A 16,745-nucleotide genomic window follows, 5' to 3' on the forward strand; every position below is an offset into this window, starting at 1 on the left:
ATCATACCGTTGCAGCCATTTTACCTTGTGCGGCGCAAATTGACGACGCACAATCTTGATCCGAAAACCCATGACACAAGATCCACGCCCCCCTCTGCCCTCCGCGGCCCGCACCGTCTTCTTCGTTTCCGACGGCACCGGCATCACCGCCGAGACGTTCGGCCACTCGGTGCTGACGCAGTTCGATCTGCGCTTCCGCCAGATCCGCCTGCCCTTCATCGATACCATGGACAAGGCCTACGAGGCGGCGCGCAAGATCAACGAAGCCTTCGCCACCGACGGCCAGCGTCCGATCATTTTCTCCACCCTGGTGAAGAACGACCTGTCGGCCGTGATCCGCAAGTCCAGCGGCATGCACATGGACCTCATCCAGACCTTTGTCGCCCCGCTGGAGCAGGAACTGGGCGTGATGTCGACTCATACCATCGGCCGCTCGCACAACATCGTCGACAGCGAGGAGTACAAAAACCGCATTGAGGCGATCAACTATTCGCTGGCGCACGACGATGGTCAGTCGCACAAGAACCTGTCCTCGGCCGATGTCATTCTGGTGGGTGTTTCGCGCTCTGGCAAGACCCCGACCAGCCTGTATCTGGCCATGCAATACGGTATCAAGGCGGCCAATTATCCGCTGATTCCCGACGATTTCGAGCGCGACAAGCTGCCTTCCGCCCTGCTGGAATTTAAGAATAAAATTTTCGGATTAAGCATTACGCCCGAACGTTTGTCGGAAATACGCAACGAAAGACGCGCAGGAAGCAAGTATGCGGCCATAGAAAATTGCCGCTACGAGGTCAACGAGGCAGAAAAAATGATGAAACGCGAGGGCATCCGCTGGCTCTCCTCGACCACCAAGTCGATCGAAGAGATCTCCACGACGATACTGCAAGAGATCAAGCCGAACCGCCGCGAGTACTAGCACGCTTGAGCAAACCTGCTGCGCGTCGGTTTTGTCAGGCGTTCGCCTCGCCGGACAGCACTGTCAGCGCGGCGACCAGTTGATCGAGTTCGCTGGTCTGCGTCGTGATGGCCACCGTGGCGCGCACGATATCGGTATCGCCGATATTGCGCTGCACGGTAAAGAGGCCAAAGCGCTGCAGCAAGGCCTGCTGCAGTGCGCGTGCATCCATGCCATCGATGGCAAACGCGACCAGCGCCGTGCCGCGCACCGCGTCCAGCGGCGACAGCAGGCGCACGCCGGGCAGCTGCGCGGCGCGATTGACCCAGTAATTGCGCAGCCAGGCCAGGCGTTCGGTCTTGGCTGGCGTGCCGCCCAGGCGCTCATGAAAGTCAAACGCGGCGGGCGCGGCAAGGATGGCGCCGATCGGCGGCATGCCCATGTGCAGGCGGCTGCGGATATCGTCAAGCGGATAATCCTCGTCGCCAAAATGCGGCTCAATCTTGTGCAGCTGCGCTGCGCGGATATACACGACACCCAGTCCCGCCGGAGCGCCCAGCCATTTGTGCAGATTGAAACCCGCGAAGTCGACGCCCATGGCCTGCACGTCAACGTCGACTTGCCCCAGCGCATGGGCGCTGTCGAGCAGCACGTCGATGCCGTGTTCGCGCGCCAGCGCCATGATTTCCTGTACCGGCAGTTGCTGGCCGTTGGCGGGCGTCACCTGGGACAGCAGCAGCAATTTGGGCTTCACTGCCTGGCGTATGGCTTGTGCGTAAGCGGCGACGATCTCGTCATCGCTGATGGGCAAGCGCAATGTGACTTGCGTGCTGGTGACGCCACGGCGCTGCGCCAGCCAGCGCATGGCCGTACGCATGGCCGGATAGTCGAGATTACTCCACAGCACGGTATCGCCAGGCGCCAGGCCGTGGTATTGCGTGATCAGCACCTGCATCGCCTCGGTGCCGCTGCGGGTCAGCAGGATCTCCTGCGGCTCGGCATGGATCATCGCAGCGATGCGCTGGCGCACAATATCGACGTGCCGTTGCGTGAACTCGCCGCGCACGAACGGGCTCAGCTGCTCGTTGGTGTAGCGCACGGCCTGTTCGAAGGCCGCTTGCACAGGCGCGGCCATGGCGCCGAAATAGCCATGCTCGAGATTGACGATGGCGTCCGGCGGCGCGGGATAACATGCGGCGACCTGGCGCCACCAGGCCTCGTCACGTGCGGCGCCGTCGGCAAGCACAGGGAAAGACATGGTGACCCTGTTCAGGCCTGGGCCTGGCGCAGCTGCTCGAAGAAGCAGACGGCGGCGCAGGCGGCCACGTTCAGCGATTCGATCTGGCCCAGGTGGGGAATGACCACCTGGTGCGTCGCCATCGACAGCAGGTCGTCGGCCACGCCCTGCCCCTCATGGCCGAACAGCCAGGCGACGGGCTGGCGCAGATCGACGTCGTACAGGCGCTGGGTAGCGTAGCCGCTGGTGGCCAGTGTCGCCACCTTGGCGTTCGACACGAGGGCCGCCAGGTCGACGTTTTCAAAAATGTCGAGCACGAAGTGCGCGCCCATGGCCGCGCGCAGCACCTTCGGCGACCAGCAGAACGCCGTGCCGGCGCTGCAGTACACCTGCGTGATGCCGGCGGCGGCCGCGCTGCGCAGGATAGAACCCACGTTGCCCGGATCTTGCAGGTTATCGAGCAGCACGGCCGACACGCTCAGGGGGCTTGTTACGGCCCGTTCCGGCGTCTCGATGAGGAACATCACGCCCACGCCGTGCTCGACCTGGCTGACAGCGTTGTACAGTGCGTCGGGCAAGCCCAGTACATGTGCGCGCTGGCTTTCCAGCTGGCCGACGATGTCGGCCACTTCGCCGTTCTGCAAGGCGCTTTCGCTGACGATGCACTGCTCCGGCATGCCGCGCAGCTGCAGGTAGGACTGGCACAGGTGCACGCCGTCGAGCAAGGTGCGGCCCGACTTGCGGCGCGCCTGCGAACTGCCCGCGAGCTTCAGCAGCTCCTTGTATTGCGCATTGTCGCGCGAGGTTATCGTCTTCATGCCACCACCTCTTGTCCGCCAAACAGGGCGATCACGTTGCGTACAGGCGCGAACGAGCGGCGGTGCACGGGCGAGGCGCCGTGCAGGTGCAAGCGCTCCAGGTGCAATTTGGTGCCATAGCCCTTGTGCTGGTCGAAACAGTACTCTGGATAAGCCGCATGCAGGTGCACCAGGGCCGCATCGCGGGCCGTCTTGGCCAGGATAGAAGCGGCGGAAATCGAATCGACCTTGTCGTCGCCACCGATGATGGCCATGCCGCGTATCGCCATCACTGGGCAGCGATTGCCGTCGATCAGGGCCAGGGTCGGCACGGTCGCCAAAGCCTCGACGGCGCGGCGCATGGCCAGCATCGACGCCTGCAAAATGTTCAGGCGGTCGATTTCCTCTTCCGACGCTTCGGCGATGGCCCAGGCCAGGGCCTTGGCCTTGATTTGCGACGCCAGCAGGTCGCGCCTGGATTCGCTGAGTTTTTTCGAATCGCGCAAGCCGTCGATAGGCTGCTGCGGGTCGAGGATGACGGCGGCGGCGAACACGGGGCCGGCCAGCGGACCGCGGCCTGCCTCGTCGACGCCACAGATGATTTCATCGAGCGAGAATGGCAAGTCGTCAAACAGGCCGGGATAGATATTTTTCACGTTGAATCTTTGGTTGGTATTGCGGTTGTAGCGGTGATCGGGACTTACTTACGGTTGGCGGCGATGACTTGCATGACGGCGCTGGCGCTCTCGCGCGCGCTGTCGCGCAGCAGGCTGTGGTGCATGTCCGTGAAGCGCTGCACCAGGCGCAGGCGGCCCGGCACGTCGCTCAGCTGCTGCCACATGGCGTCGGCCAATGCCTGCGGGCTGGCCGCATTTTGCAGCAGCTCGGGCACCAGATAGTCGCGCGCCAGGATGTTGGGCAAACCAATCCACGGCTGATAGCCCATGTGGCGCATGATTTCCCACGAGGCACGCATCATCTTGTAGGCGATGACCATGGGCTTCTTGTACAGCGCCACTTCCAGCGACGCCGTGCCGGACGCCACCAGCACCGCATCGGCGGCGCAGATGGCCGTGTGCGAATCACCATCGGTGAGCAGTATCTCGACGTCCTGCAAGCCCGCTTCGCGGATCAGTTGCAGGAAATACTGGCGCTGTTTTTCACCAGCCATGGGCGCGACGAAACGCAAGGAGCGGTCGCGCGCCAGCAGCAGCTTGCAGGCATTGACAAACGCCACCGTATTGTATTTGAGTTCGCCCATGCGGCTGCCCGGCATCAGGGTCACGACATTCGCATCGTCGGGCAAGCCCAGACGGCTGCGCGCAGCCGCTTCGTCAGGCTGCAGGGGAATCATTTCGGCCAGCGGATGCCCGACATAGGTGACGGGCACGCCCGCCTTGCGGTAAATCTCTTCCTCGAACGGAAAGATCACCAGCATGTGCGAGACAGCCTTGATGATTTTCTTGATGCGGCCACCGCGCCAGGCCCATATCTGCGGCCCGATGTAGTGTACGGTAGGGATGCCGCCCTCCTTCAGCTGCTGCTCCAGTCCCAGGTTAAAACCGGGATAGTCGGCGCCAATGAAGACGGCGGGACGCTCCGCCAGCAACTGGTCGCGCAGCGCATTCTGGATGCCCTTGATCTCGCGGTAGCGGGGAATGATCTCGAACAGCCCGCGCACGGTCAGCTTGTCGAGCGGCCAGTCGGAAACAAAGCCCTGTTTGACCATGTGCTCGCCGCCGATGCCGTGGAAGCGGGTGCCGGGCAACTGCGGCGCGAGACCGGACAGCAGCCGGCTGGCCAGCAAGTCGCCCGACACCTCGCCGGCGACGATGGCGACATTGGCGACCGACAGGCCGCCGGCCAGGTCAGCGGACGATGCCACGCGAGGCCACGCCAAGGAATTCGCGCATGGCGCGAATGTGTTGCGCCACCTCGGGCGAGGCTGCCGCTTCTTCTTCGAACAGGGCCGCCTTGGCGTCTTCAAGGGTCAGTCCGGAGCGGTAGATGAGCTTATACGCACTGCGGATACCGTTGATCTGCTCGCGCGTAAAACCGCGACGTTTCAAGCCCTCGATATTCACGCCATGCGCCTGCGCCGGATTGCCGTTCAAGAGAACGAACGGCGGCACATCCTGCGTCAGGCTGGTGCTCATGCCGACAAAGGCGTGCGCGCCGATCTTGCAGAACTGGTGCACATTGGCGAAACCGCTCATGATGACCCAGTCGCCGATCTCCACGTGACCCGCCAGTTGGGCATTGTTCGAAAAGATAGTATTGTTGCCCACCAGGCAGTCGTGCGCCAGGTGCACATACGCCGAGATCCAGTTGTCATTGCCCAGGCGCGTCACGCCGCCACCCTGCACGGTGCCCGTGTTGAAGGTGCAAAATTCGCGGATGGTGTTGCGGTCGCCGATTTCAAGGCGCGTTGCCTCGCCCGCCCATTTTTTATCCTGCGGCTGCGCGCCGATGGAGGAAAACTGGAACAGGTGGTTGTCGCTGCCGATCGTCGTATGGCCGTCGATGACCACGTGCGGCCCGACCTTGGTGCCGGCGCCGATGCGCACGTGCGGACCGATGATGGTGTACGGACCCACCTCGACCGAGCTGTCGAGCTCGGCCTTCGGATCGATGACTGCCGTAGAGTGGATGGCCGCCATCTTACTGCCCCGCTGGCTGGCTCGCAGATTGGCTTGCATCCTGCGCGCTGCGAATGGTGCACATCAGTTCCGCTTCCAGCGCCACTTTGCCATCGACCGTACCGACGGCCTTGTATTTCCAGATGCCGCGCGAGACGCGCAGGATTTCCACGTCCATCTTCAGTTGGTCGCCCGGTTCGACAGGACGCTTGAAGCGCGCATTGTCGATACCGACAAAATACACCACCGAATTTTCGTCCGGCTTCACGCCCATCGACAGGAACGACAGCAAGGCCGCCGTCTGCGCCAGCGCTTCGATCATCAGCACGCCGGGCATCACCGGCTTGTGCGGGAAATGGCCCTGGAAGAACTCTTCATTGACCGTCACGTTCTTGATGGCGGTGATGGTCTTGTTCGCTTCCCAGTCCAGCACGCGGTCAACCAGCAGCAGCGGGTAACGGTGCGGCAGCAGCGATTTGATGGCGAGGATGTCGAGGGTCTTTTTTTCAGTAGTCATTTTTCGTCTTGCGTGGTCAGTGTTTTAATTGTTTTTTCAAGCGCGCGTATCTTCTCGCGCATGCTTGACAGGTTGCGCACGATGGCGGCGCTCTTTTCCCAGTCGGCGTTCTTGGCCAGCGGATAAAACCCCGTGTACTGGCCCGCTTCAAGAATCGAACGCGAGACCATGCTGCCCGAGCCCACGTGGACGCGGTCGGCAATGGTCAGGTGGCCCAGCACCATGGCGGCGCCGCCAAAGGTGCAGTACTTGCCGATGATGGCGCTGCCGGCCACGCCGACGCAACCGGCCATGGCCGTATGCGCGCCGATATGGCAGTTATGGCCGATCTGGATCTGGTTATCGAGCTTGACGCCATCTTCGATGATGGTGTCGGCCAGTGCGCCACGGTCGATGGTGGTGTTGGCGCCGATATCGACATCATCACCGATCACCACCCTGCCCGTCTGCGGAATCTTGATATACACGCCGCCTTCGTTGGCGAAGCCGAAGCCATCGGTGCCGATCACGGCGCCCGAATGAATGATGCCGCGCTGGCCGATCACGCAGCGCGCGTGGAACGTCACGTTGGCGAACAGCTGGGTGCCTGCGCCGATGATGGCGTCGCGCCCCACCACGCAGCCGTGACCGATCACGCAGCCGGCGCCTATCACGGCGCCCGCCTCAATCACCGCATGCGCGCCGATGGAGGCACTGGCGTCAACCTGTGCGCTGGCGTCGACAAAGGCGCCCGGATGGATGCCAATCGGCGCCCTGATTTCATGCAGGGCGGCGAAATACTGCGCCGCGCGCGCGAAATACACATAGGGATTCGGTGTGACGATGCGCGCGCCGGCGTACTCGGCGCCGATCAGCGCGTCGTCGGCAGGCGTGAGGATCAGCGCCGCTGCACCGCTCTGGGCCGCCTGTGCGCGAAATTTGCTATTGCTGAGAAAGCTGATGTGCGAAGCGCCGGCGTCGGCCAGCGGTGCGATGCCTGTGACTTCCAGGTTGGGATCGCCCGCCAATTGACCACCGAAGCGTTCGACCAAGTCTCCTAGTCGAGTGCCCATCGATATACCCTTATAAAAACGTCTGACTATGCCTACTGCGCGGCGCGATTTGCAGTCTCCGATGCGCACTGCCTCGGGCGGCCCCGTGCTTTCGCACAGCTGCGCTTCTCAACCACAACTCACATCCGCTCGCGACGGCACTGTCAGGCTTCTAACCGTTACTGTTACTTGTCCAGCGCCTTCAAGACCTTGTCGGTAATGTCGATGCGCGGGCTGGCCCACAGGGCTTCCTGCAACACGATGTCATATCCTTCGATATGCGCCATCTGCTGGATGATGGTATTGGCTTTTTCCGCGATGGCGCTGCGCTCTTCGTTCGTGCGCTGGCTCAAGTCTTCGCGGAACTCGCGCTGGCGGCGTTGCAGTTCCTTGTCCAGCTCGAAAAACTCGCGCTGGCGCTTGGCGCGCTCCGCCTCGCTCAGGGTCGGCATGTCCTTTTCCAGGGCCTCGTTGGCCACCTTGAAACGGGCCGCCAGTTCCTGCACGGCTTTTTCACGCGAGCGGAACTCTTCGGCCAGCTTGGCGCTGGCCAGCTTGGCCAGCCTCGACTCGTTATAAATACGTTCGCTGCTGATCCAGGCGATCTTCGACTCCTGAGCCTGCGCCTGCACCGGCAACAGCGAACTCCAGCACAATGCAATGACGGCAAGGGTCTTGGGCAGGGTAGCGGATGCGGTGTTCATGATACTCCATGGTCAAAAAGTAAAAGCTGGCGCCCCGATGCAAACGGGCGCTTAGAAACCTGTGCCCATCTGGAACTGGAAGCGTTCCAGGCGGTCCGTCGGCTTGGCGTTCAGCGGCTTGGCATAGCTCAGCTTGAGCGGGCCCACCGGTGAAATCCAGCTGATGCCCAAGCCTGCAGAATAGCGCAATTGCGAGATCCGCATTTTTTCGCCTTCCTGGTAGACCTGGCCGCCGTCAAGGAAACCGAACCAGCGCAAGCTGCGGTCATTGCCCGAACCGGGGAATGGCATCTGCAGTTCCGCGTTACCGATCAGGCGCGAGGCGCCGCCCAAGGCATCGTTGGTGCTCGGTTCGACCGCGCCCAATGAGGAACTCAGGTAGCCGCGCACCGAACCGATGCCGCCGCCGTAGAAGTTCTTGAAGACCGGGTACACGTGCTTGCCGATGCCGTGACCGTAATCGAGTTCGCCTTTCAGCGCCAGGGTGACCTTGCTGAACAGCGGACGGAAATACTGGTGCTCATAGATGGCACGGAAGTACTTCTGGTCGCCGATCAGGTCAGCCTCCAGGTTGACGCGCTGGTAGCGGCCAATCGAAGGCGTCAGGGCGCTGTCGCGGCTGTCGCGCTGCCATGCCGCCGTCAGCGGGATGGAATTCGTGGTAGCCGAACCGATACCGTCAGACGGGCCGCCATTGTCGATCACGTACTGCTTGAAGCGGATCGGGCTGGTGATATCGGTCTCGATGCGCGAACGCTCGGCGCCGATGCCGAAGAAGACGGTGTCGACTTCCGAGAATGGTACGCCGAAACTGACGCGGCCACCAGTTTGCTTGATCTTGTAGCTGCCGATGTTCAGCGCCGGCGGTTCCGTCGTACGCAGGTAGACTTCAAAACTGCGCGAAATGCCATCGTCCGTGAAATACGGATTGGTTTGCGAAAACGCGATCGTGCGGCTGTAATGGCTGGTATTGAGTTCAATGCCGACCGTGTTGCCGCTACCGGCGAAGTTGGCCTGCGAAATCGACGCCGACAGGGTGAACTTTTCCGATTGCGAGAAGGCGCCGCCGATCAGGAAGTTACCCGTTGGTTTTTCCACCACCGTCACGTTGACGTCAACCTGGTCGGTCGTGCCCTGCGCTTCCGGCGTGTCGATGGTGACATCCTTGAAGTAACCCAGGCGGTCGACGCGGTCGCGCGACAGCTTGATCTTGTTGCTGTCGTACCAGGACGATTCGAACTGGCGGAATTCGCGGCGGATGACTTCATCGCGCGTGGTGGTGTTGCCGGCGATATTCATGTGGCGCACGTACACGCGCTTGCCCGGATCGATGAAGAAGGTGAAACCCACTTCATGCTTTTCACGGTTGATTTCCGGATTGGCATTGACGTTGGCAAAGGCATAGCCGAACGTGGCCAGGCGATCCTGGATGCGCTTGTTCGTGGCCGTCAGGCGCGCGCCCGAGTAAATCTCGCCTTCGCGCATCAGGTTCAGGGCTTTCAGCTCTTCTTCGCGGCCGAACATCTCGCCTTCGAACTTGGTGCCGGCGATCTTGTACTTTTCACCTTCGGTGATATTGATCGTCAGGTAAATGTCTTTTTTATCGGGCGTGATCGACACTTGCGTGGAGTCGACCTGCATCTCGATATAGCCGCGGTCCAGGTAGTAGGACTTGAGCGACTCGATGTCGCCCGTCAGCTTGGTCTTCGAATACTGATCGGCCTTGGTGTACCAGCTGAACCAGCCGCCCGTGTTCAGGGCCAGCTGTTCGCGCAGTTCCTTGTCGGTGAAGGCCTTGTTGCCGACGATGTTGATCTGCTTGATGCGGGCCACGTCGCCCTCGTCGACGGCGAATACCACGTTGACGCGGTTACGCTCGATCGGCGTGACGGTCGTGGTGATCTTCACGCCGTACAGGCCATGCGACAGGTACTGGCGCTTGAGTTCCTGTTCCGCGCGGTCGACGGATGCCTTGTCGAAAATCTTGGCTTCACCCACGCCGATTTCCTTCAATGCCTTGACCAGCACATCCTTTTCAAATTCCTTGGTACCGGTAAATTGCACGCTCGCGATGGCCGGACGTTCCTCGACCAGCACCACCAGCACGTCGCCCTCGGCTTCCAGACGTACATCCTTGAACATGCCCGTCGCATACAGGGCCTTGATCGCCGCAATACTCTTCTCGTCGGAGAACGTCTCGCCGACGCGCACCGGCAGGTAGGCAAAGACGGTGCCCGCTTCGGTACGCTGGATCCCTTCGACCCGGATGTCCTTGACAGTAAATGGCTGGACGGCCAGCGCGTGGCCGGAACAGAAGGCCATGACGGCTGCGCCGATCAGGCTGCGACGAAAGGAAGGCAAGGCAAAACGAGCAGAATGTAATTTCATTGGGGTTATTCAATGGGTAAATCAATGGACAACATACACAAAAGATTGCTTGTGCGACTCACGCAATGGCCTCAACCACCGCCCTAATTCAGCAATCGCAACACGTCATTAAAGACGGCAAGCACCATCAAGGTCAGCAACAAACCGATCCCCAGGCGCTGGGCAATCTCGCCTACGCGCTCCGGCAAGGGGCGTCCGGTCAAAACTTCCAGCGAATAATACAGCAAATGCCCGCCATCCAGAACAGGAATGGGTAGCAAATTCATCACGCCCAGACTGATACTGATGAAGGCAATGAAGCTCAGGTAGCTTACCAGGCCGATGCGCGCCGTTTGGCCCGCGTAATCGGCGATGGTAATGGGCCCCGTCACATTCTTCAGCGAGACCTGGCCGGTGATCATCTTGCCCAGCATTTTCAGGCTCATGACACTGGTATCCCAGACCTTGACGGACGCCTTGGCCACGGCAGAAAACGGTCCGGAGGCCACGCTGATCATATCTGGCACCTGCCCCAGCTTTGCCTGTATCTTACCAACTGTTACAGCTCCCTCTGCCCCGGCGCCCGGCACGGCGTCCGGCGTGATGGCCAGGGTCAGGTCCTGCCCCTGGCGCAAGAGTTGCAGTTGCAAGGTCCGCCCCGGCGCCTGGCTCAGGGTGGCGATGACGGCAGCCACCTCATGCACGGGCTGTTCGTCGATGGCCAGGATCTGGTCATTCTTCTGCAGGCCGGCGCGCGCGGCGGCGCCACCGGGCATGATTTCCATCAAGGTGGGCGCGGAACGAGCCATGGTCAGGCCCAACTTGCCCAGCACGTCGCCTTCCAGGTCCGTTTCCGTCAGGCTGGCCGTCGGCAAGTTCGCTTCCTGCTGGCCACGGTCAGGCCGGCGCACGTCGATGCGGGCCGGCTGCTTGTCGAGGGTGGCCTGGATCAGCTCCCAGCGCAGCTCGGACCAACTGGCCACAGCCTTGCCATTGACCGCTTCGACCATATCGCCGCTGCGCAAGCCGGCCGTGTAGGCGGCAGTCTGCTCAGCCACGGGGCCAAGCTTGCTCGACGGCTCTTCGATACCATGCATGAACAGGCCAGCGTACAGCACGATGGCGACGAGGAAATTGGCCAGCGGGCCGGCAGCCACGATGGCGATGCGGCGCCACACGCTCTGGCGCGTGAATTCGCGGCGCAATTCGCTTTCCGGCACATCACTGAGATCTTGCGCGCGACTGTCGAGCATGCTGACATAACCGCCCAGCGGCAGCGCGGAAATTGCCCATTCGGTCTGGTCCTTGCCAAACTTGCGCGAATACACCACTTTTCCCATGCCAATGGAGAAACGCAGCACTTTCACGCCGCACCAGCGCGCCACCAGGTAGTGACCCAGCTCGTGCAGGGTGATCAGCGAGCCGAGCGCAACGATGAACGCCAGCAAGGTGGTAATCAAGGTCATGCAGCCAGCCTTTGGGCGATGTAGGCGTGCGCGGCCACCCTGGCCAGGCGGTCCTGCTCCATCACGGCCTCGATGCTGGAAGCGGCGCCATGCGGCACCGTTTCGATCACGTGCGCGATGACCTGGTCGATCTGGCGGAAGCCGATCTGTTCGTCGAGGAAGGCTTGCACGGCCACTTCATTGGCCGCGTTCAGCAGGGCCGGCGCCGTGCCGCCCGCGCGCAAGGCGTCGAAGGCCAGCGCCAGGCAAGGGAAACGGCGAAAATCTGGACGTTCGAACTGCAGGGTAGCCACTTGCGCCAGGTCCAGCTGCGCCACGCCGGAAGCGATGCGCTGCGGATAGGCCAGTGCATGCGCGATCGGCGTGCGCATGTCCGGATTGCCCAGCTGGGCCAGCACGGAACCGTCGACGTACGACACCATCGAATGGATCACGCTTTGCGGGTGGATCAGCACTTCGATCTGTTCGGCCGGCGCACCGAACAGCCAGTGTGCCTCGATCACTTCCAGGCCCTTGTTCATCATGGTGGCCGAATCGACGGAAATCTTGCGTCCCATGGCCCAGGTCGGATGTTTGCAGGCCTGGTCCGGCGTCACACTATCGAGTGTCTCGACGTCGCGCGTGAGGAAGGGACCGCCTGACGCCGTCAGCACGATTTTTGCCACGCCGGCGGCGCCAGGCGCGCGGCCATGGGCATGCGGCATGCATTGGAAGATGGCGTTATGCTCGCTGTCGATGGGCAGCAGCACGGCGCCATTATCATGCACGGCATCGATGAACAACTGTCCGGACATGACCAGCGCTTCTTTATTGGCCAGCAATACTTTCTTGCCGGCACGGGCAGCAGCCAGGGTAGGCGCCAGGCCGGCCGCGCCGACGATGGCGGCCATCACGCCCGTCACTTGCGGCGCGCTGGCGATGGCGCACAGGGCGTCCACGCCGAACTCTACCTGCGTATCGACGCCCTTCCCGCGCAGCAAACGCGTCAGTTCAAGGGCGGCGTCCGCCGTGCCGACGACGGCGCGCTGGGGACGGAATTGCAGGCACTGGGCAGCCAGTTCAGCCACGCGGCTGTGCGCGCTCAGCGCATATACGCTGTATTGCTCCGGATGACGCGCGAGCACGTCCAGAGTGGACACGCCGATCGAACCGGTCGCGCCGAGGATGGTGATGTATTGCATGTGTTTCCTTAAAGCCAGCTGGCCACGAGGGCGGCAAATGGCAGAACCGGGATCAAGGCGTCGATACGGTCGAGCACACCGCCATGGCCAGGTAGCAAGTTGCTGCTATCCTTGATGCCGGCGCGGCGCTTCAATTGGGATTCGAACAGGTCGCCGACGATGCTGGCGGCGACGACCAGCAGCAGTACCAGCAAGGCCAGCAGCCAGCCACGGCGCAGCTGCAACTGCACGGCGAAGGTGTCTTGCAGGACCGGCAGCGATGGCGCGGCCACGATAGTGAGAGCGGCGATGAGCAGCACGGCGATGCCGCCGCCGATGGCGCCCTCCCATGACTTCCCTGGGGAAATACTGGGCGCCAGCTTGCGCTTGCCGAAAGCCTTGCCCGAGAAATAGGCGCCGATATCGGCGATCCACACGAGGGCCATGACGGACAGCAGGAAGACAGGGCTATGCAGGAACAAGGCAATGATGGCCACGAAGCAGCCAACGATGGTCACCGGATACACCAGGCTGAGCAGGGTATTGCCCAGGCCTTCGGTAGGCGGCAAGCCCGTCGCCAACGAAGGCACGAAGCGGATCAGCCAGATGGCCACGCACAGGGCGAACCAGAAATTGAGCTGCGCCATGCCATTGCCGACAAAAAACGTGTACGCGAAGGCGGCGGTCCAGGCGGCGGCAATCAGCAGCGCCTGGCGATTTTTGAAGATGCGGAAGCTTTCCCATACGGCGGCGCCGAAGAACGCCGTGACGATCACGGCGAAAGCAGGGAAATAATTCAGATACAGAACCGGCAGCAAGACCGCCAACAAGACCAGGGCGGTGATTATCCGTGTTTTCAGCATCAGTTTGTCTTTTCAGTTAATTGCGCGCTGGTACGGCCAAAGCGCCGTTCGCGCTGCTGGTAAGACGCGATTGCCGCGTCGAGGCACTCGTCATTGAAGTCGGGCCAGAAAGTCTCGGTGAAAAACAACTCAGTGTACGCCAGTTGCCACAGGAGGAAATTGGAAATGCGCTGCTCGCCGCCCGTGCGGATGAACAGGTCGGGCTCGGGCGCGTAGGCCATGGCCAGGTGCGGGGCCAATTGCTCTTCCGTGTAAGCGTGCCCGGCGGGCTGGCCATAGCCTGCCGCCTCGGCCGTCATTTTGTTGACTGCCTGCATGATGTCCCAGCGGCCACCATAATTGGCGCAGATGGACACCGTCAGGCGCGTGTTGTTCGCCGTCTTGCGCTCCGCATTGGCGATCAGGGTTTGCAGCTCGCCATTGAAGCGCGACAGGTCGCCCACCACTTTCAAGCGGATGTCGCTGGCATGCATCTTGACCACTTCACGTTCCAGCATGGTGACGAACAGGCGCATCAGCATCGACACCTCTTCTTCCGGGCGGCGCCAGTTTTCCGAACTGAAGGCAAACAGGGTCAGATATTCGACGCCCCGGTCGAGGCAAGCCTCGACGATGCTGCGCACGGCATCGGCGCCCTTGACGTGGCCAGCCACGCGCGGCAGGAAGCGCTTGGTTGCCCAGCGGCCATTGCCATCCATAATAATTGCCACATGGCGCGGCACCGTGCCCACCTCAGGTACTGCTGTTGTCGAACTCGAATAGATCATGAAAACACGAATACCAAAAATAAAAGATAACTATTATGCGCCAAATAGCACTGCCCGGAAAAGCCATGCTTTTCCGGGCAGTGTCAGAAGGACTGAAAACTAGACCGTCAGCACTTCTTTTTCTTTGTCGATCACCATCTTGTCGATGTCGGCAATAAACTTGTCCGTCAGCTTCTGCACTTCTTCCGACGAGCGGCGCTCATCGTCCTCGGAGCAGGCTTTTTCCTTGACCAGCTTCTTCAGCGACTCGTTCGCATCGCGGCGAATGTTACGCACAGCAATCTTCGCGTCTTCCGCTTCGCTCTTGACCAGCTTGACCATTTCCTTGCGGCGCTCTTCCGTCAGCGGCGGCGTCGGAACGCGGATCAGGTCGCCCTGTGCCGATGGGTTCAAGCCCAGGTCGGCGTCGCGGATGGCTTTTTCGATGGTGTTGGCCATCTTTTTTTCGTACGGCTGCACACCGATGGTGCGCGCGTCGATCAGGGTCACGTTGGCGACCTGGGTCAGTGCCGTCGGGGAACCGTAGTAATCGACCATGACGTGGTCCAGGATACCCGTATGGGCGCGGCCGGTACGCACTTTGGCCAGGTCGGCCCGCAGTGTTTCCAGCGACTTCGTCATGCGTTCCTGGGTATTTTTCTTAACGTCAGCTAAGGACATTGCTGCTCTCCTGTGGTAGCGCCTGTCAAAACCTGCTGCGCGTCGGCACAGGGGGCTTGCGATGCTCACCGTACTCGGTACGGTTGCGCTTCTCGGCCACCTCTTCCTTCCGCTCGCGACGGTGTTGTCAGGCGTTGTTAATGATAATAAATATTGAAATTGCTGCTAATACTAATTTAGACGTGAACCAAAGTACCTTCGTCTTCACCGAGAATCACACGCATCAGCGCGCCTGGCTTGGTGATCGAAAACACCTTGATCGGCAGTTTCTGGTCGCGGCACAGGGCGAATGCGGTGGCATCCATCACCTGCAGGTGCTTGGCGATGGCGTCGTCGAACGTAATCGTGTGGAACAGGGTGGCGTTCGGATCCTTCTTCGGATCGGCCGTGTAGACGCCGTCGACCTTGGTGGCCTTCAGGACGATCTCGGCGCTGATCTCGGAACCGCGCAGGGCCGCTGCCGTGTCGGTGGTGAAGAACGGATTGCCGGTACCGGCGGCGAAGACAACCACTTTACCTTCTTCCAGGTATTGCAGGGCTTTCGGGCGGACGTACGGCTCGACAACTTGTTCGATGCCGATGGCCGACATGACGCGCGCGGTAATGCCGACGTGGCGCATGGCATCGGCCAGGGCCAGTGCGTTCATCACGGTGGCAAGCATGCCCATGTAGTCGGCGGTGGCACGGTCCATGCCTTGCGCGCCGGGCGCGACGCCGCGGAAGATATTGCCGCCGCCAATCACGATTGCCAGTTCCACACCCAACTTCGCTACCTCGGCCACATCGGCCACCATGCGCTCGATCGTGGCGCGGTTGATGCCGTAGGGATCATCCCCCATCAGGGCTTCGCCGGACAACTTGAGGAGGACGCGCTTGTAGGCTGGTTTTGACATGAGCTGGGGCTCCATAAATGAGGTTATTCGAGTATGACATGGCGCAGCGCCTTGCAGCGCCGGATAGGCGCGCGGGGCTGCCCATGCCGCCGCCCGGCACGACAGGTGCGGGCGGGCCAAAAAAACGGGCCTCTCGGCCCGCTTTACTTACGCTCCCTGGGAGGCAGCCATCTGTGCTGCGACTTCTGCTGCGAAGTCGTCTTGCTTCTTCTCAATGCCCTCGCCCACTACGTACATGGCGAAACCTTTGACGCTGGTGTTAGCCGCCTTCAGCATTTGCTCAACCGACAGCTTGTCGTTTTTCACGAAAGCCTGGTTCAACAGCGACACTTCTTTCAGGAACTTCTGTACGGAACCTTCCAGGCGCTTGGCCAGGATTTCCGGCGATTGCGCTGGCTTGCCTTCGGCGGCCGCTTTGGCTGCGTCTTCTTCGGCTTTCAGTTGTGCAACCGAACGCTCTTTTTCGATCAGTTCCGCTGGAACTTCGTTCGACGACAGCGACACTGGCTTCATGGCAGCGATGTGCATGGCCACGTCTTTGCCGACTTGCTCATCGGCGCCGTCGAATTCGACGATCACGCCGATGCGCGCACCGTGCAGGTAGGAAGCCAGCTTGGCGCTGGTTTCGAAACGCTGGAAGCGGCGGATGGTCATGTTTTCGCCGATTTTGCCGATCAGGGCAGCGCGCACGTCTTCCAGAGTCTTGCCATCGAGTGGCAGGGCCAGCAAGGCAGCTACGTCAGCCG

At 61.4% G+C, this 16,745-nt stretch carries 17 protein-coding genes; 1 reads left to right on the forward strand and 16 read right to left on the reverse strand.

What is annotated here, in order from left to right; all coding sequences use genetic code 11:
* Nucleotides 1–70 precede the first annotated feature (70 nt).
* On the forward strand, nt 71–919 hold the full coding sequence (locus K0F85_RS16870; protein ID WP_034784135.1) for a pyruvate, water dikinase regulatory protein: 849 nt from the start codon (nt 71–73) through the stop codon (nt 917–919).
* Nucleotides 920–953: 34 nt separating this feature from the next.
* On the opposite strand, the gene K0F85_RS16875 is transcribed toward K0F85_RS16870, so the two are convergent.
* The 16 genes from K0F85_RS16875 to tsf form a co-directional block, all read right to left on the reverse strand.
* Nucleotides 954–2,156: an aminotransferase class V-fold PLP-dependent enzyme gene (locus tag K0F85_RS16875; RefSeq protein WP_219117137.1), complete on the reverse strand. Its 1,203-nt coding sequence runs from the start codon at nt 2,154–2,156 to the stop codon at nt 954–956.
* Between the two features lie 11 nt (nt 2,157–2,167).
* Nucleotides 2,168–2,953, reverse strand: a complete 786-nt coding sequence (locus tag K0F85_RS16880; RefSeq protein ID WP_219117138.1) for an RNA methyltransferase — start codon at nt 2,951–2,953, stop codon at nt 2,168–2,170.
* Nucleotides 2,950–3,588, reverse strand: a complete 639-nt coding sequence (gene rnhB, locus K0F85_RS16885) for a ribonuclease HII (protein ID WP_219117139.1) — start codon at nt 3,586–3,588, stop codon at nt 2,950–2,952. The genes K0F85_RS16880 and rnhB overlap by 4 nt, the downstream gene beginning before the upstream one ends.
* Before the next feature lie 44 nt (nt 3,589–3,632).
* Complete coding sequence (lpxB, locus tag K0F85_RS16890; RefSeq protein ID WP_219117140.1) at nt 3,633–4,817, reverse strand: lipid-A-disaccharide synthase; 1,185 nt, start codon at nt 4,815–4,817, stop codon at nt 3,633–3,635.
* Nucleotides 4,801–5,592, reverse strand: coding sequence for an acyl-ACP--UDP-N-acetylglucosamine O-acyltransferase (gene lpxA / locus K0F85_RS16895; protein WP_219117141.1), 792 nt, complete (start codon nt 5,590–5,592; stop codon nt 4,801–4,803). Before lpxA ends, lpxB begins: the two co-directional genes overlap by 17 nt.
* 1 nt (nt 5,593) lies before the next feature.
* A complete protein-coding gene (gene fabZ / locus K0F85_RS16900; protein WP_035818168.1) occupies nt 5,594–6,088 on the reverse strand; it encodes a 3-hydroxyacyl-ACP dehydratase FabZ in 495 nt (164 codons plus the stop codon).
* Nucleotides 6,085–7,140 (reverse strand): UDP-3-O-(3-hydroxymyristoyl)glucosamine N-acyltransferase, encoded by a 1,056-nt coding sequence (gene lpxD / locus K0F85_RS16905; protein ID WP_219117142.1) that lies wholly within the window; start codon nt 7,138–7,140, stop codon nt 6,085–6,087. The genes fabZ and lpxD overlap by 4 nt, the downstream gene beginning before the upstream one ends.
* Before the next feature lie 164 nt (nt 7,141–7,304).
* Complete coding sequence (locus K0F85_RS16910; RefSeq protein ID WP_046684967.1) at nt 7,305–7,823, reverse strand: OmpH family outer membrane protein; 519 nt, start codon at nt 7,821–7,823, stop codon at nt 7,305–7,307.
* Between the two features lie 51 nt (nt 7,824–7,874).
* Entirely contained in the window at nt 7,875–10,211 is a 2,337-nt protein-coding gene (gene bamA, locus K0F85_RS16915) for an outer membrane protein assembly factor BamA (RefSeq protein WP_219117143.1), read from the reverse strand.
* An 83-nt stretch (nt 10,212–10,294) separates the two neighbouring features.
* Complete coding sequence (rseP, locus tag K0F85_RS16920) at nt 10,295–11,656, reverse strand: RIP metalloprotease RseP (protein WP_219117144.1); 1,362 nt, start codon at nt 11,654–11,656, stop codon at nt 10,295–10,297.
* Nucleotides 11,653–12,837: a 1-deoxy-D-xylulose-5-phosphate reductoisomerase gene (ispC, locus tag K0F85_RS16925; protein ID WP_219117145.1), complete on the reverse strand. Its 1,185-nt coding sequence runs from the start codon at nt 12,835–12,837 to the stop codon at nt 11,653–11,655. Before ispC ends, rseP begins: the two co-directional genes overlap by 4 nt.
* Nucleotides 12,838–12,845: 8 nt before the next feature.
* Nucleotides 12,846–13,679 (reverse strand): phosphatidate cytidylyltransferase, encoded by an 834-nt coding sequence (locus K0F85_RS16930; RefSeq protein ID WP_219117146.1) that lies wholly within the window; start codon nt 13,677–13,679, stop codon nt 12,846–12,848.
* Nucleotides 13,679–14,446 carry a polyprenyl diphosphate synthase gene (uppS, locus tag K0F85_RS16935; RefSeq protein WP_219117147.1) on the reverse strand — a complete coding sequence of 256 codons (768 nt, stop codon included), beginning with the start codon at nt 14,444–14,446 and terminating at the stop codon, nt 13,679–13,681. Before uppS ends, K0F85_RS16930 begins: the two co-directional genes overlap by 1 nt.
* 99 nt (nt 14,447–14,545) lie before the next feature.
* Entirely contained in the window at nt 14,546–15,106 is a 561-nt protein-coding gene (gene frr / locus K0F85_RS16940) for a ribosome recycling factor (protein WP_219117148.1), read from the reverse strand.
* A gap of 176 nt (nt 15,107–15,282) precedes the next feature.
* A complete protein-coding gene (gene pyrH / locus K0F85_RS16945; RefSeq protein ID WP_076569768.1) occupies nt 15,283–15,999 on the reverse strand; it encodes a UMP kinase in 717 nt (238 codons plus the stop codon).
* Nucleotides 16,000–16,146: 147 nt separating this feature from the next.
* On the reverse strand, nt 16,147–16,745 hold a 599-nt coding region (tsf, locus tag K0F85_RS16950; protein WP_257572839.1), incomplete at its 5' end, for a translation elongation factor Ts.

The organism is Janthinobacterium sp. UMAB-56, from assembly GCF_900095265.1.
In the GTDB taxonomy this organism is placed as follows: domain Bacteria; phylum Pseudomonadota; class Gammaproteobacteria; order Burkholderiales; family Burkholderiaceae_D; genus Janthinobacterium.

Bases quoted from the DNA above. Each gene is read 5' to 3' on its own strand.
- lpxA (WP_219117141.1), bottom strand. From the start codon at position 5,592: ATGGCGGCCATCCACTCTACGGCAGTCATCGATCCGAAGGCCGAGCTC.
- bamA (WP_219117143.1), bottom strand. From the start codon at position 10,211: ATGAAATTACATTCTGCTCGTTTTGCCTTGCCTTCCTTTCGTCGCAGC.
- K0F85_RS16880 (WP_219117138.1), bottom strand. From the start codon at position 2,953: ATGAAGACGATAACCTCGCGCGACAATGCGCAATACAAGGAGCTGCTG.
- K0F85_RS16875 (WP_219117137.1), bottom strand. From the start codon at position 2,156: ATGTCTTTCCCTGTGCTTGCCGACGGCGCCGCACGTGACGAGGCCTGG.
- fabZ (WP_035818168.1), bottom strand. From the start codon at position 6,088: ATGACTACTGAAAAAAAGACCCTCGACATCCTCGCCATCAAATCGCTG.
- ispC (WP_219117145.1), bottom strand. From the start codon at position 12,837: ATGCAATACATCACCATCCTCGGCGCGACCGGTTCGATCGGCGTGTCC.
- frr (WP_219117148.1), bottom strand. From the start codon at position 15,106: ATGTCCTTAGCTGACGTTAAGAAAAATACCCAGGAACGCATGACGAAG.
- K0F85_RS16930 (WP_219117146.1), bottom strand. From the start codon at position 13,679: ATGCTGAAAACACGGATAATCACCGCCCTGGTCTTGTTGGCGGTCTTG.
- uppS (WP_219117147.1), bottom strand. From the start codon at position 14,446: ATGATCTATTCGAGTTCGACAACAGCAGTACCTGAGGTGGGCACGGTG.
- rseP (WP_219117144.1), bottom strand. From the start codon at position 11,656: ATGACCTTGATTACCACCTTGCTGGCGTTCATCGTTGCGCTCGGCTCG.
- K0F85_RS16910 (WP_046684967.1), bottom strand. From the start codon at position 7,823: ATGAACACCGCATCCGCTACCCTGCCCAAGACCCTTGCCGTCATTGCA.
- pyrH (WP_076569768.1), bottom strand. From the start codon at position 15,999: ATGTCAAAACCAGCCTACAAGCGCGTCCTCCTCAAGTTGTCCGGCGAA.
- lpxD (WP_219117142.1), bottom strand. From the start codon at position 7,140: ATGGGCACTCGACTAGGAGACTTGGTCGAACGCTTCGGTGGTCAATTG.
- K0F85_RS16870 (WP_034784135.1), top strand. From the start codon at position 71: ATGACACAAGATCCACGCCCCCCTCTGCCCTCCGCGGCCCGCACCGTC.